This window comes from Bradyrhizobium sp. SRL28 (genome assembly GCF_018596315.1).
In the GTDB taxonomy this organism is placed as follows: Bacteria; Pseudomonadota; Alphaproteobacteria; order Rhizobiales; family Xanthobacteraceae; genus Bradyrhizobium.
Genome location: NZ_JAHEAG010000020.1, coordinates 108,902 through 122,556 on the forward strand (window position 1 = coordinate 108,902; position 13,655 = coordinate 122,556).

Consider the following 13,655-nt stretch of genomic DNA (forward strand, 5'->3'; position numbering starts at 1 on the left):
AATCCGTGGGCTCGCAAGGCGCGCGAAAAATCGTCATCGTCGCGGCTCGCGTTCGCAGTTTTATTTTCTCTGAACTTTCTTGCAGCGGGGCCAACTCTCGCTGCCAGTGACAGCGACAGTTTCTTCACGCATCTTCACACCGAGAAAGCGATGGCAAACGTCACGATCTCGCCCGGGCGTGCCGGGCCCGTCGATATCACCATCCAGCTCGAGACGGTCGACGAGCTGCCCCTGACGGCAAAGGCCGTTTCGGTGACGCTTCTGGACGCGCAATCGGGAAGCGATCGCCAGACGCTTCAGGCCACGCGCGGCAGCGACGATCAGTGGTACGTTCGGACCTCGATGAAGACGCCCGGGCGCTGGATACTGGGGCTCGGCATTTCGATCTCGGAAACCGACAGCGTCAATATCGAGTCGCCGATTGTGATCAAATGATTGGGAGAGGGGCGGCGGCCTGTTCACGGTTGATTTCGGCCCGTTATGGTGGAACGAAGGATGAGGTCGAAGTGAGGCTTGCTCCAGAACAGGTCGCCGTGTTTTCTCGTTTCGAAGGACTTGTGACAATGGTCGAAGCGTCTCGCCATTCGGCGGCCAGGCGCGGCACTCGAGGTAATCAGGCGTAAGAATTTAATTTGCAAACGGAATTGAAAATCGGAAGGTCGAACATGAAGAACATTATGCGCATGCTCGCTTGTGCTGCGGCCCTGCTGGTGCTTTCAGGCGCATCGTCACAGGCCCAGGAGATCAAGGCCGGCGATCTCGTTATTGCACAGGCCTGGAGCCGCGCGACGCCGGGCGGCGCTAAAATTGCGGGCGGCTATCTCACGATCGAGAACAAGGGCACGGCGCCGGACCGGCTGACCGCCGTGTCCGGCGACATCGCCGGCAGGGTCGAGATTCACGAGATGGCCATGAACAACGGCGTCATGACCATGCGTCCGCTCGAGAAGGGGCTGGAAATCGAGCCCGGCAAGACCGTCAAGCTCGCGCCCGGCGGCTACCATCTGATGCTGATGGATCTGAAGAACCCGCTCAAGCAGGGCGAGAAGGTGCCGCTCGAATTGCGTTTCGAAAAAGCCGGCAAGGTGGTCGTGTCGCTCGACGTGCAGGGCGTCGGCGCCAAGGGGCCGGGGGGTGCGGAGCATTCCGGCGGCAAGCACGATATGAAGAAGTAGAGGACCAGCCGATGTCGAAGATTGCTTTTGCCGTCATCACGCTTGCCGCGTTCGCGGCCTCTCAGGCCGCCGCGCATGTCACTCTTGAGAGACGGCAGGCGCCGGTCGGCTCATACTACAAGGCGGTGTTTGCCGTGCCACACGGCTGCGCGGGATCGCCGACCGTCAAGCTGCGGGTGCAAATTCCGGAAGGTGTGATCGGCATCAAGCCGATGCCCAAGCCGGGCTGGACCCTCGAGACGGTCAAGGGCAAATACGCCACCGAGTATGAATTTCACGGCGGGAAAATATCCGAGGGCGTCAAGGAAGTGGTGTGGAGCGGCGGCAAGCTTGCCGACGACAATTTCGATGAATTCGTCTTCTCCAGCTATCTCACGGCGGGACTGAAGCCGGACACCACGCTGTATTTTCCCGTGGTGCAGGAATGCGAGCAGGGGGTTAGCCGCTGGATCGATATTCCCTCAGCAGGCCAGAGCGGCCATGTGCATGACAGCAAGACGCCGGCGCCGGGCCTTAAGCTGACGACGAAGCCGTAAAGCAAACCGATGGCGCGCGTGCTCGCTAGCCTTGCCGCGCTGCTGTCGGCCCTGTGCATTGCGAGCGCCGCGTGGGCCCATGCGACGCTGGTTTCTTCGGAGCCGGCCGATGGCAGCGTGCTGGCGCAGCCGCCGAAGATGGTGCAGTTGCACTTCAACGAGAGCATCACGCCGGCCGTGATCGGCGTCATCGATGCCGGCGGCAAGGCGCGCGATGTCGCAACCCGTGCGGTCGGCCAATCCGTGCTGATCGTTCTGCCCGACGACCTGCCGCAAGGTACCCAAATCGTCAGCTACCGCGTGGTCTCGCAGGACGGCCATCCCGTGGCGGGATCGATGGTGTTTTCAATCGGCGCCGTGACCGGGGCCGCGCCGCCCGCGAAAGCCAGTCCGCTGTCGGTGTTGATTTGGCTGGCGCGGATCGGGGTCTATCTCGGCCTGTTTGTCGGCGTCGGCGGTGCCTTCTTCGTAACTTGGATCGGGCAGGGCCCGAGCGGATCAACGGTCAGTCGCGCTGCGCTTGCCGTCGGTCTCGTCAGCGCGGTGGCCTCACTCGGCCTGCAAGGTCTCGATCTCCTCAACCTTCCCCTTGGCGGCATCGTGACATCAGCACCGTGGACCAGCGCGCTCGCTACCTCCCTCGGGCCATCGCTATTGATTGCGATCGTGGCGATGGCCATCGCCTGGTTCGCATGGCAAAGCCCGAGCGTCCTGATTTCCTGGAACTTGACCACGCTCGCCATGGCGGGCGTCGGGCTGTCGCTCGCGACCAGCGGGCATGCGGCGACGGCTTCACCCCAATGGGTGACGCGGCCATCGCTGTTCCTGCACGGCATCGCCGCGGCCTACTGGATCGGCGCGCTGGCGCCGCTGGCGGCGATGGCGCATCGGCGCAAAGACGACCTGCCGCGCGTGCTCAAGCAGTTTTCGGCCGTAGCGGTGCTGCTTGTCGGGCTCCTCGTACTAAGCGGACTGGTGCTTTCGATCATCCAGCTCGGAAGCCTGCGCGCGCTGATCGAGACTCAATACGGCATCATCCTCTCGATCAAGCTAACGCTCGTGATCCTGTTGCTCGGACTTGCGGGGCTGAACCGGTTTCTCTTCACGCCTGCGGTCGTTGCGGATCATGAAAACACCCGCCCGCTACTGTGGTCGATCCTCACGGAATGCGTGCTCGTCGTTTGCATCCTTGCTGTGGTCGCCGGCTGGCGCTTCACGCCGCCGCCGCGCGCCTCAGTTGCTCCTGTTGCCGCGCCGCTCTCGGTCCACATCCACACGGATGCTGCGATGTTTCAGGTGCTGGTTTCGCCGGGCAAGGTCGGCGCCAACGACTTTGTCCTGCAGTTGATGACGGGCGATGCGGCGCTGCTGCCGGCCAAGGAGGCGACGCTGATCCTGAGTTTGCCGGAGCGCGGCATCGAGCCGATGGAGCGCCGCGCGACGCTCGGGCCGGACGGTTACTGGCACGTGCGCGGCGTGGCGCTGCCGCTGGCGGGACGTTGGCGGATGCAGATCGATGCGTTGGTCACGGACTTCCAGAAGATCACGTTGCAAGATGAATTGCAGGTACGCTAACGCCGGCTCGCCAATAACTTGTAGGATGGGTAGAGCGCAGCGAAACCCATCATTGATCGAGCCCGCGTTACCGGCATTGATGGGTATCGCTTCGCTCCACCCATCCTACGAACACCGCATGCCCGCCTTTGCGGGGTATGACGTCGTTGTGAATGTATGAGGACCGCGAAGCCCAAAAACGGCCCGAAAATCCGCCTTTCCGGCCGCTTTTCACCGGCCCCGGCCTTGTATTTTCGCACCCGATCCGGTTTCACTGCACCTCTTCCGGTATCCCACTGATTCCCGAGTTGTCCCATGCGGTTGTCGCGGTTTTTTCTACCCATCCTGAAAGAGAATCCGAAAGAGGCGGAGATCGTCTCGCATCGGCTGATGCTGCGCGCGGGCATGATGCGGCAGGAAGCGGCCGGCATCTACGCCTGGCTGCCGCTGGGATTTCGGGTGCTGAAGAAGATCGAGCAGATCGTCCGTGAGGAGCAGGATCGCGCCGGCGCGCTGGAACTGTTGATGCCGACACTGCAGCTCGCCGACCTCTGGCGCGAGAGCGGTCGCTACGATGCCTATGGTCCGGAGATGCTGCGCATCGCCGACCGCCACAAGCGCGAATTGCTGTACGGGCCGACCAACGAGGAAATGATCACCGAGATTTTTCGGGCCTATGTCAAATCCTACAGGAGCCTGCCGCTCAATCTCTATCACATCCAGTGGAAGTTCCGCGACGAGCAGCGCCCGCGCTTCGGCGTGATGCGCGGCCGCGAATTCCTGATGAAGGATGCTTATTCCTTCGACATCGACGAGGCGGCGGCGCGCCGCTCCTATAACCGGATGTTCGTTGCCTATCTGCGGACGTTTGCGCGGATGGGATTGAAGGCGATCCCGATGCGCGCCGAGACCGGCCCGATCGGCGGCGACCTCAGCCACGAATTCATCGTGCTGGCGGAAACCGGTGAATCCGGTGTGTTCTGCAACAGCGACGTGCTCAATCTGCCGATCCCGCCCGATGACGTCGACTATGATGGCGATCTCACTGACATCATCAAGCAATGGACATCGGTCTATGCGGCGACCGAGGACGTGCATGACGCCGATCGCTACGAACGCGAAGTGCCAGCCGACAAGCGCGTCAATACGCGCGGCATCGAGGTCGGCCAGATCTTCTATTTCGGCACCAAATATTCCGATGCGATGAAGGCGCTGGTCGCCGGCGCCGATGGCGTCGACGTGCCGATCCATGGCGGCTCCTACGGCGTCGGCGTCTCGCGCCTGGTCGGCGCCATCATCGAGGCCTGCCACGACGATGCCGGCATCAAATGGCCGGAAGCCGTCGCGCCGTTCACCGCCGTGATCTTGAACCTGAAGCAGGGGGATGCGGCCGTCGATGGCGCGTGCGAGAAGCTTTATCGGGAGCTTCAGGCCAAGGGCGTCGACGTGCTCTATGACGATACCGACCAGCGCGCCGGCGCGAAGTTCGCGGCCGCCGACCTGATCGGTATTCCCTGGCAGATTCTGGTCGGGCCGAAGGGCCTTGCTGAGGGCAAGCTCGAGATCAAGCGGCGCAGCGATGGTTCGCGCGAGAATCTCAGCCCCGCGGAAGTGGTGGCGAGGATCGCGGGATAAGATATCCACTGTGGCGGTAATGTTGGCCAATAAGGCCACATTTGGCCCGAATCATGGGATTATCGAGTATGGATGAGACCATGAACGAGACAGCTCGAACCCCGCCTTTTGCGCCCTTCGAATGGCTGTTGTCCGGGCGTTATCTGCGTGCGCGTCGCAGGGAAGGCTTCATTTCGGTCATCGCCGGCTTTTCGTTCCTCGGCATCATGCTCGGCGTCGCCACGCTGATCATCGTGATGGCCGTGATGAACGGTTTTCGCAAGGAACTCCTGGACAAGATCCTCGGGCTGAACGGCCATTTGCTGGTGCAGCCGCTGGAATCGCCGCTGACCGACTGGAAGGACGTCGCCGAGCGCATCAGCCAGGTCGAGGGTATCCGCCTTGCCGCGCCGGTCGTGGACGGTCAGGCGCTGGCATCTTCCGCCTTCAACGCCGCCGGCGTGCTGGTGCGGGGCATGCGGTCTGCGGACTTGAACAACCTCACCTCGATCGCAAAGAACATCAAACAGGGCACGCTGGAAGGTTTTGACGAGGGGCAGGGCGTCACCATCGGACGCCGGCTTGCCGATCAATTGTCGCTGCACGCCGGCGATACCATCACGCTGGTTGCGCCCAAGGGCGCGGTGACGCCCATGGGCACGACACCGCGCATAAAGCCCTACAAGGTGGCGGCCGTGTTCGAGATCGGCATGTCGGAATATGACGCCAGCTTCGTGTTCATGCCGCTGCCGGAGTCGCAGGCCTATTTCAACCGCAAGGACGACGTGACCGCGATCGAGGTATTCACCACCAATCCCGATCGTATCGACGCGTTCCGCAAGCTGGTGACGGAGGCGGCCGGACGGCCGGTGTTCCTCGTCGACTGGCGGCAGCGCAACTCGACCTTCTTCAACGCGCTGCAGGTTGAGCGCAATGTGATGTTTTTGATCCTGACCATGATCGTGCTGGTTGCCGCGCTCAACATCGTCTCCGGCCTGATCATGCTGGTCAAGGACAAGGGGCAGGATATCGCTATCCTGCGGACGATGGGCGCCTCGCAGGGCTCGATCATGCGGATATTCCTGATTACGGGCGCTGCGATCGGCGTGGTCGGCACGCTGACCGGATTCTTCGTCGGCATGCTGATCTGCCTGAACATCGAATCGATCCGGCAGTTCCTGTCCTGGATGACCAACACCGAATTGTTCTCGCCGGAACTCTATTTCCTCTCGCGCCTGCCGGCCGAGGTCGATTTCGGCGAGACCACTGCGGTCGTGATCATGGCGCTGACGCTGTCGTTCCTGGCGACGCTCTATCCGTCCTGGCGCGCCGCGCGCCTCGATCCCGTCGACGCGCTCCGGTACGAGTGAGGACGTGATGGCCGAGGAGGCAGAAGACGTACCGGTTATCTATCTCCACGAGATAAAACGGGAGTACAGGCAGGGCGAGGCGACGTTGACCATTCTCAACGGCGCCAAGCTCGCGCTGTGGGCGGGGCAGTCGGTGGCGCTGGTGGCGCCGTCGGGTTCCGGCAAATCGACGCTGCTGCATATCGCGGGGCTGCTCGAAAGCCCCGATGACGGCGAGGTCTATGTCGCGGGCACGCCGACCTCGCAATTGTCAGACATCGAGCGCACCCAGATCCGCCGCTCCGACATCGGCTTCGTCTATCAATCGCACCGGCTGCTGCCGGAATTCACCGCGCTTGAAAACGTGATGCTGCCGCAGATGATTCGCGGGCTCAAACGTTCCGAGACGATCAAGCGCTCGGAGGAAATCCTGGCGTATCTTGGCCTCAGCGAGCGCATCACGCACCGTCCGGCTGAATTGTCTGGCGGTGAACAGCAGCGCGTCGCCATCGCCCGCGCGGTGGCCAATGCGCCGCGGGCGCTGCTCGCCGATGAGCCGACCGGAAACCTCGATCCGCACACCGCCGATCACGTGTTCAACGCGCTGATGCAGCTCGTGAAGGCGACGCAGGTCGCGATGCTGATCGCCACCCACAATATGGAACTGGCCGGCCGGATGGACCGGCGGGTGTCGCTGGTCGATGGCAAGGTCGTCGAAATGGAATAGAGCACGATCGCCGCTCAAACGCTTGGCGTTGCGCGGAGATACGCTCAAATCAAAGAGATGGATCGCCGCTCAGTAGCCGTTGTAGTAGCGCTGCTTGTAGCGGCGTGCCGACGGATATTGAGATGCATGCGCGTAATACGGATTGATCACGCATAGCGCCGAGCGGCCCGACGCCGACATCTTGCATTGAGGCAGGGAGGTATAGCTACATTCGTAATAGCTGATCCTGCCATAAACACTGAGGCAAACCGGATAGTTGGGATCGTAAGTCTGTGCCTGCGCCGGTGCCGCGGCCGCTCCAATCGCCAAAATGACCAAAGCCAGAATGCGCATCAGAATCTCCTTCGGGACTGGCGGCTGCGATCGGCCTGCATGTCCGACCGCATGTCCGCCTTGGCGTTGAAATAGGGATTCGCAGCGCAGCTTGCATCTCGCCCGGAGGCGGTTGCCTGACACTGCGCCAGTGACGAAAAACTGCAATCGCCGGCACCGCCGAAATCGCAGCCCTTGATGCAGTAGGGAAACTCGCGCGCCGCCGCCGGCATCGCAACCGCTGCCGACACAGTACCGGCCGCCACGAGCGCCAGCCATGCCGTTCGCATGCATCCTCCGCCGCGGCCCCAAGGACCTCAACTGGAACCTTCAGCCGCTATCCAGACAATCCACCCACGCCCGCGTCAAATCACGTTCGCGCGTGAATGTTCCTCCGCGTGTGCATGCGCGGCGCGATGAGCGCCCGGTGGGCGCTCAGTACCTGCCGTAGCCGGGGGCGGGCGGCAGCGCGCGGCCGCGCAGCGGGCGATACGCTTCGGGCGGTGGTTCGCTCTCACCGACATAATAGGGATTGGCGATGCAATAGAGAAAACGTCCCGAAGCGGTCGCCTGGCACTGCTCGTAACTTGTGAAAGTGCAGTAGCTCAGCCCCGGATATTCGTTTCCCTGAAGACAGAACGGATATCGGGTGCCGACCGCTTCGGCAGGCGCGGCGCCGAGTGCGGCCAATCCGCTCGCGGCCAGCACGGCTAGAATCGCTTTACGCATTTCGAATCTCCTCATCGCACTTCCGCGCAATTGCCGGTTCCATTTCCATCAACACAAGCCGGACCACGCAAGTTCCGTCAAGCGATTCCACCTCTTAATACCGCTGTAAACTGAATGTGAATTCTTTGCGGCGGGTTCCGTTTCAAAGTTTCGAAAAACGCCTGCAGCACAACATTAACTTGCGTTCACACTGCGGCCGTTTGATGTGTGCTGTTGCAGCGAGGTGACAGCAATTCGAGCGAACAATGCTAAGAGGCTGTCACGGCCTTGGGGGCTGTCAAAAAGGAACGGGAATAAAAAGAATGAAGAAGGTTTTGCTTGTTACGGCCAGTCTGATCGCGCTCGGCGCGGCTGCGCCGGCTGTTGCTGCGGATCTCGCTGCGCGTCCTTACACCAAGGCGCCCCCGATGGTCGCTGCAGTGTATGACTGGACCGGTTTCTACATCGGTGCGAACGGCGGTTGGGGTTCGAGCCGCAACTCCTGGGATTCGGTTTCGCCCGCCGCTTTGGTTGGGCCGGAAGGCTCCCATGACGCGACCGGCGGCACGGTCGGTGGCCAGGTCGGCTATCGCTGGCAGGCTGGCACCTGGGTGTTCGGCCTTGAAGCCCAGGGCAACTGGGCCGACTTCTCGGGCAGCAATACAAGCTTGCTGTTCGCCAACTCGCGCAACCACACGAACGTCGATGCGTTCGGCCTGTTCACTGGTCAGGTCGGTTATGCCGTCAACAACGTCCTGCTCTACGTCAAGGGCGGTGCCGCGGTGACCTCGAATAGCTACCGCATCAACAACTTTGCAGGCGCGCTCGTTGGCGTCACCGGCGACGACACCCGCTGGGGCGGTACGATCGGTGCTGGCCTCGAATACGCCTTCGCCCCGAACTGGTCGGTTGGTGTCGAGTACAATCACTTGTTCATGCAGGATCGTACCTACACCTTCACCGCGCCGGGTGGCGGCTTCATCGGCGCCGACCGCATCCGTCAGGACGTCGACCTCGTCACCGCCCGCCTGAACTACAAGTTCGGCGGCCCGGCGGTCGCGCGATACTGATCGTTCGCAATTCTCGCGAATCATCGAAGCCCCGGGCGCTGCCCGGGGCTTTTTTATTGCGGCGGCTCGGCGCGGTTAACCACGCGGGAATTGTCGCAAAAGGGGCCGCTAGACGGCGCTTGACTCCTAGAACAAAAAAGGAACAATGTTCCTCATATGTTCTCATATCGTAGGGAGTCGGACGATGTTGCGGATGTTCGTGGAAGAAGCGGCGGCGCTGGCGTCGATTACGTTGTTTGTCGCGATGATCGCAGTCTGGGCGCAGGTGATTCCGCAGCTGTGAGGCCGGGCGGAAACCTGATCCAGGGCCGACTTACGGACGGGCTGGGGAAAAGCCGGATGGCGGGCGAGCATCGCGCGTTCCGCGTGGACTCGGGAAGGCCAAGGCAGCACCATTGCAGCGGCGAGTCGGCGCGCATCAGCGGCCGATGATCGCTCCCCACCATGATGCAAGAGCCCGTTAAGCGACCATGTCCAGTGCCGGATTCGTTCATCTCCACGTTCATTCGGCGTATTCGCTGCTGAAGGGCTCGATCAAGATCGCCAAGCTCGGCGAACTGGCGAAGGCCGACCGCCAACCCGCGCTGGCGCTGACCGACACCGACAACATGTTCGGGGCGCTGGAATTCTCCGACAAGATGGCGGGCTACGGCATCCAGCCGATCGTCGGCTGCGAACTCGCCGTCGATTTCGGCGATCAGGACCCGAACGCGCGCAATGCGCTGGCCTCAGCGCCGTCGCGAATCGTGCTGCTGGCGGCGCGGGAGCGCGGCTACCGAAGTCTGATGCGGCTGAACTCGCGGGCGTTTCTGGAAACGCCGGTGCATCAATCCCCGCATATCAAGCTCGAATGGCTGGAAGGCGATGCCGAGGATTTGATCGCCCTGACCGGCGGTCCCGACGGCCCGATCTCGCTGGCGCTGCATGCCGATCACGCCGCACTTGCGGCTGCGCGTTGCGACCGGCTGGCGAATCTATTCGGCGATCGCCTTTATGTCGAATTGCAGCGCCACGGCATCGACAAGGAGCGCCGCGCCGAATCAGGCCTGATCGACCTTGCCTATGCCAAAGGGTTGCCGCTGGTCGCGACCAACGAGCCATATTTCGCCGCGAATGACGATTACGAAGCCCACGACGCGCTGTTGTGCATCGCCGGCGGCAAGTTGATCGCCGAGACCGATCGCGAGCAGCTCACGCCTGATCACCGCTTCAAGACCCGCGCCGAGATGGCGGTGCTTTTCGCCGATATTCCCGAAGCGCTGGCCTCGACGGTCGAGATCGCGGAGCGCTGTTCGTTTCGCCCGAAGACGCGAAAGCCGATCCTGCCGCGCTTCACGGTCGGCGCCGACTCAGGTTCTGACGCAGAAGCTGAGGAGGCCGCGGAGCTGAAGCGCCAGGCCGGGGAGGGCCTCGCAAGGCGCCTGCAGGTTCACGGCCTGTCGCCCGGCACCACGGAAGAGGAGTACCAAAAGCGTCTCGCCTTCGAGATCGACGTGATCAACCGCATGAACTATGCGGGCTACTTCCTGATCGTGTCGGACTTCATCAAATGGGCCAAGGCCCACGACATTCCGGTCGGTCCCGGCCGCGGCTCCGGCGCCGGTTCGCTGGTCGCCTATTCGCTGACCATCACCGATCTCGATCCGATCCGCTTTGGCCTGCTGTTCGAACGCTTCCTCAATCCCGAACGCGTGTCGATGCCGGACTTCGACATCGACTTCTGCCAGGACCGCCGCGGCGAGGTGATCGACTACGTGCAGCAGCGCTACGGCCGCGATCAGGTGGCGCAGATCATCACCTTCGGTACCTTGCAGGCGCGGGGCGTGCTGCGCGACGTCGGCCGTGTGCTGCAGATGCCCTACGGGCAGGTCGACAAGCTGACAAAACTGGTGCCGCAAAATCCCGCCGCGCCGGTGACGCTGGCGCAGGCGATCGAAGGCGAACCGAAGCTGCAGGCGTTCCGCGACGAGGACCCGGTGGTCGCGCGCGCCTTCGACATCGCCCAGCGGCTCGAGGGCCTGACGCGCCACGCCTCGACCCACGCCGCCGGCATCGTGATCGGCGATCGCCCCTTGAGCGAACTGGTGCCGCTCTACCGCGATCCCAAATCCGACATGCCGGTGACCCAGTTCAACATGAAATGGGTCGAGCCGGCGGGGCTGGTGAAGTTCGACTTCCTCGGCCTGAAGACGCTGACCGTGCTCGACGTCGCGGTGAAGCTGCTCAGGCAGCGCAACATCCACGTCGATCTGCCGACGCTGCCGATCGACGATGCTCCGAGTTACCAGATGCTGGCGCGCGGCGATGTGGTCGGCGTGTTCCAGGTGGAAAGCCAGGGCATGCGGCGCGCGCTGATCGACATGCGCCCCGACCGCTTCGAGGACATCATCGCGCTGGTGGCGCTCTATCGCCCGGGCCCGATGGCCAACATCCCGACCTATTGCGCGCGCAAGCACGGCGACGAGGAGCCGGAATATCTGCATCCGGTGCTGGAGCCGATCCTGAAGGAGACCTTCGGCGTCATCATCTACCAGGAACAGGTGATGCAGATCGCGCAGGTGATGTCGGGCTATTCGCTCGGCGACGCCGACCTGCTGCGCCGCGCGATGGGCAAGAAGATCCGCGCCGAGATGGAGAAGCAGCGCGCGATCTTCGTTGCTGGCGCGGTCAAGAACGGCGTGCCGAAGGGGCAGGCCGACACGATCTTCGAACTGCTCGCCAAGTTCGCCGACTACGGCTTCAACAAGAGCCACGCCGCCGCCTACGCGCTGGTGTCCTACCACACCGCCTATATGAAGGCGCACTACCCGGTGGAGTTCCTGGCGGCGTCGATGACGCTCGAACTCAACAACACCGACAAGCTCTCGGAATTTCGCGCCGAGGCGCAGCGGCTCGGCATCAAGGTGGAGGCGCCGAACATCAACCGTTCGGCCGCCACCTTCGAGGTCGGCGAGAACACCATCTACTATGCGCTGGCCGCGCTGAAGGGTGTCGGTCCGCAGGCGGTGGAGTTAATCGTCGAAGAGCGGCGCAAGGGCGTCTTCACCTCACTCGCCGACTTCGCGGCACGGGTCAATCCGCGTGCGATCAACAAGCGGGTGATCGAAAGCCTCGCGGCCGCCGGCGCCTTCGACACGCTCGATTCAAACCGCGCCCGCGTCTTTGCCGGCGCCGATGCTATTCTCGCCGCCTGCCAGCGCAGCCACGAGGCCGCAACGATCGGTCAGAACGACATGTTCGGCAACGCTGCCGACGCGCCGACGATCATGCTGCCGCAGATCGAACCCTGGCTGCCGGCCGAAAAGCTCCGCCGTGAATACGATGCCGTCGGGTTTTTCCTGTCCGGCCATCCGCTCGACGACTATGCCACCGTGTTGAAGCGGCTGCGGGTGCAGTCCTGGGCGGAATTCTCGCGCGCCGTCAAAACCGGCGCGACCGCGGGCAAGGTCGCGGCCACGGTAGTGTCGCGCATGGAACGGCGCACCAAGACCGGCAACAAGATGGGCATCATGGGGCTGTCAGACCCGACCGGCCATTTCGAGGCGGTGCTGTTTTCCGAAGGCCTTGCGCAATACCGCGACGTGCTGGAGCCGGGCGCGGCCGTGTTGCTGCAACTCGGCGCCGAACTGCAGGGCGAGGACGTGCGCGCGCGGGTGCTGCATGCCGAGCCGCTGGACGACGCCGCGGCCAAGACCCAAAAAGGCCTGCGGATTTTCGTTCGCGACCCCAAGCCGCTGGATTCCATCGCGCGACGGCTCAACATGCCGGAAGCCGGCGCATCGGGCGGTCCGGCAAAGGGCCTGCCGGCCAAGCCTGCGCCCGCGCCATCGGGCGGCGCCGATGGCGACGTCTCGCTCGTCATCATGCTCGATCTGCAGACCGAGGTGGAAGTGAAGCTGCCTGGCCGCTTCAAGGTCTCGCCGCAAATCGCAGGTGCGATCAAGGCGGTTGCGGGCGTGGTGGACGTGCAGACGCTGTAGTACCCGAGCAACGATCACGCAGAAAACGCCATAGGTGTTATTGCAACCTGACGATGTTCCCGGCTATGCAGTTCCGGGACAGGTGTTGGGGGCGTTATGTTAGGGCGTGGAATTGCGTTGCTGTCGGGTGCGTTGCTGTTGTCGGGCTGTATGACCGCCAAAGTCGGAAGCGACTATGCGGCGATATCGCAAAAGATCGGTCCGCCGAAACCGGGACAGTCCCGGGTCGTGGTGCTCCAACAAAAACGCGACGGGCTGTCCATGGCCATTTGTGCCTGTGACGTGAAGGTGGATGGCAGCCCGATGGGCAAGGTGATAGTCGGCACCTACGCCTATGCCGATCTCCCGGCAGGTCCGCATCAGCTTGTCGCGAGCGAAACGCTGTTTCCGGGCGACACCAAGCGCGATTTCACCACGGCGCCCGGCCGCACCTATTTCTTTCTCGTCAAGTCCAGCGCAAGGCATGATGCGGTGACCGGGATGTCAATAATCGGGGGTCTGGCCGGTGTGGCGGTTGCGGCTGTCGCAACGTCCGGCAGCGATAATCTTGGACCGGGCGAATTTGTTCCGCTGGACGAGCCGACCGCGAGAACGATGCTCGCGGACCTGCAATTGGCGGATTAGCGTCAG

Annotated in this window: 13 protein-coding genes; 10 read left to right on the plus strand and 3 right to left on the minus strand. The window is 62.8% G+C overall.

Annotated elements, in window-relative coordinates; translation table 11 throughout:
- The first annotated feature begins 150 nt into the window (after positions 1-150).
- The 7 genes from KIP88_RS29805 (at position 151) to KIP88_RS29835 (ending at position 6,955) form a co-directional block, all read left to right on the plus strand.
- Positions 151-435 carry a hypothetical protein gene (locus tag KIP88_RS29805; protein ID WP_214491698.1) on the plus strand — a complete coding sequence of 95 codons (285 nt, stop codon included), beginning with the start codon at positions 151-153 and terminating at the stop codon, positions 433-435.
- 230 nt (positions 436-665) lie between these two features.
- Positions 666-1,175 carry a copper chaperone PCu(A)C gene (locus tag KIP88_RS29810; RefSeq protein ID WP_214491699.1) on the plus strand — a complete coding sequence of 170 codons (510 nt, stop codon included), beginning with the start codon at positions 666-668 and terminating at the stop codon, positions 1,173-1,175.
- Positions 1,176-1,186: 11 nt separating this feature from the next.
- Complete coding sequence (locus tag KIP88_RS29815; protein ID WP_214491700.1) at positions 1,187-1,711, plus strand: YcnI family protein; 525 nt, start codon at positions 1,187-1,189, stop codon at positions 1,709-1,711.
- Between the two features lie 9 nt (positions 1,712-1,720).
- Positions 1,721-3,286, plus strand: a complete 1,566-nt coding sequence (locus tag KIP88_RS29820; RefSeq protein ID WP_214491701.1) for a copper resistance protein CopC — start codon at positions 1,721-1,723, stop codon at positions 3,284-3,286.
- A gap of 294 nt (positions 3,287-3,580) precedes the next feature.
- Positions 3,581-4,900, plus strand: a complete 1,320-nt coding sequence (gene proS, locus KIP88_RS29825) for a proline--tRNA ligase (RefSeq protein ID WP_214491702.1) — start codon at positions 3,581-3,583, stop codon at positions 4,898-4,900.
- 68 nt (positions 4,901-4,968) lie between these two features.
- Positions 4,969-6,249 carry a lipoprotein-releasing ABC transporter permease subunit gene (locus tag KIP88_RS29830; RefSeq protein ID WP_214491703.1) on the plus strand — a complete coding sequence of 427 codons (1,281 nt, stop codon included), beginning with the start codon at positions 4,969-4,971 and terminating at the stop codon, positions 6,247-6,249.
- Positions 6,250-6,256: 7 nt separating this feature from the next.
- On the plus strand, positions 6,257-6,955 hold the full coding sequence (locus KIP88_RS29835; RefSeq protein ID WP_214491704.1) for an ABC transporter ATP-binding protein: 699 nt from the start codon (positions 6,257-6,259) through the stop codon (positions 6,953-6,955).
- Between the two features lie 69 nt (positions 6,956-7,024).
- Here the strand turns inward: KIP88_RS29835 and KIP88_RS29840 are convergent, their stop codons facing one another.
- The 3 genes from KIP88_RS29840 to KIP88_RS29850 all read right to left on the minus strand — a co-directional run bounded on the left by KIP88_RS29840 (position 7,025) and on the right by KIP88_RS29850 (position 7,996).
- On the minus strand, positions 7,025-7,288 hold the full coding sequence (locus tag KIP88_RS29840; protein ID WP_214491705.1) for a DUF3551 domain-containing protein: 264 nt from the start codon (positions 7,286-7,288) through the stop codon (positions 7,025-7,027).
- Entirely contained in the window at positions 7,288-7,557 is a 270-nt protein-coding gene (locus KIP88_RS29845) for a DUF3551 domain-containing protein (RefSeq protein WP_214491706.1), read from the minus strand. The genes KIP88_RS29840 and KIP88_RS29845 overlap by 1 nt, the downstream gene beginning before the upstream one ends.
- Positions 7,558-7,702: 145 nt before the next feature.
- On the minus strand, positions 7,703-7,996 hold the full coding sequence (locus tag KIP88_RS29850; RefSeq protein ID WP_214491707.1) for a DUF3551 domain-containing protein: 294 nt from the start codon (positions 7,994-7,996) through the stop codon (positions 7,703-7,705).
- Positions 7,997-8,298: 302 nt separating this feature from the next.
- Between KIP88_RS29850 and KIP88_RS29855 the strand changes: the two genes are divergently transcribed.
- The 3 genes from KIP88_RS29855 to KIP88_RS29865 all read left to right on the plus strand — a co-directional run bounded on the left by KIP88_RS29855 (position 8,299) and on the right by KIP88_RS29865 (position 13,649).
- Complete coding sequence (locus tag KIP88_RS29855; RefSeq protein WP_214491708.1) at positions 8,299-9,045, plus strand: outer membrane protein; 747 nt, start codon at positions 8,299-8,301, stop codon at positions 9,043-9,045.
- 470 nt (positions 9,046-9,515) lie between these two features.
- Positions 9,516-13,025, plus strand: coding sequence for a DNA polymerase III subunit alpha (gene dnaE, locus KIP88_RS29860; RefSeq protein ID WP_214491709.1), 3,510 nt, complete (start codon positions 9,516-9,518; stop codon positions 13,023-13,025).
- A gap of 132 nt (positions 13,026-13,157) precedes the next feature.
- Entirely contained in the window at positions 13,158-13,649 is a 492-nt protein-coding gene (locus tag KIP88_RS29865) for a DUF2846 domain-containing protein (RefSeq protein WP_249791110.1), read from the plus strand.
- The last annotated feature ends 6 nt before the right edge of the window (positions 13,650-13,655 follow it).

Bases quoted from the DNA above. Each gene is read 5' to 3' on its own strand.
- KIP88_RS29805 (WP_214491698.1), top strand. From the start codon at position 151: ATGGCAAACGTCACGATCTCGCCCGGGCGTGCCGGGCCCGTCGATATC.
- KIP88_RS29810 (WP_214491699.1), top strand. From the start codon at position 666: ATGAAGAACATTATGCGCATGCTCGCTTGTGCTGCGGCCCTGCTGGTG.
- KIP88_RS29815 (WP_214491700.1), top strand. From the start codon at position 1,187: ATGTCGAAGATTGCTTTTGCCGTCATCACGCTTGCCGCGTTCGCGGCC.
- KIP88_RS29820 (WP_214491701.1), top strand. From the start codon at position 1,721: ATGGCGCGCGTGCTCGCTAGCCTTGCCGCGCTGCTGTCGGCCCTGTGC.
- proS (WP_214491702.1), top strand. From the start codon at position 3,581: ATGCGGTTGTCGCGGTTTTTTCTACCCATCCTGAAAGAGAATCCGAAA.
- KIP88_RS29830 (WP_214491703.1), top strand. From the start codon at position 4,969: ATGGATGAGACCATGAACGAGACAGCTCGAACCCCGCCTTTTGCGCCC.
- KIP88_RS29835 (WP_214491704.1), top strand. From the start codon at position 6,257: ATGGCCGAGGAGGCAGAAGACGTACCGGTTATCTATCTCCACGAGATA.
- KIP88_RS29840 (WP_214491705.1), bottom strand. From the start codon at position 7,288: ATGCGCATTCTGGCTTTGGTCATTTTGGCGATTGGAGCGGCCGCGGCA.
- KIP88_RS29845 (WP_214491706.1), bottom strand. From the start codon at position 7,557: ATGCGAACGGCATGGCTGGCGCTCGTGGCGGCCGGTACTGTGTCGGCA.
- KIP88_RS29850 (WP_214491707.1), bottom strand. From the start codon at position 7,996: ATGCGTAAAGCGATTCTAGCCGTGCTGGCCGCGAGCGGATTGGCCGCA.
- KIP88_RS29855 (WP_214491708.1), top strand. From the start codon at position 8,299: ATGAAGAAGGTTTTGCTTGTTACGGCCAGTCTGATCGCGCTCGGCGCG.
- dnaE (WP_214491709.1), top strand. From the start codon at position 9,516: ATGTCCAGTGCCGGATTCGTTCATCTCCACGTTCATTCGGCGTATTCG.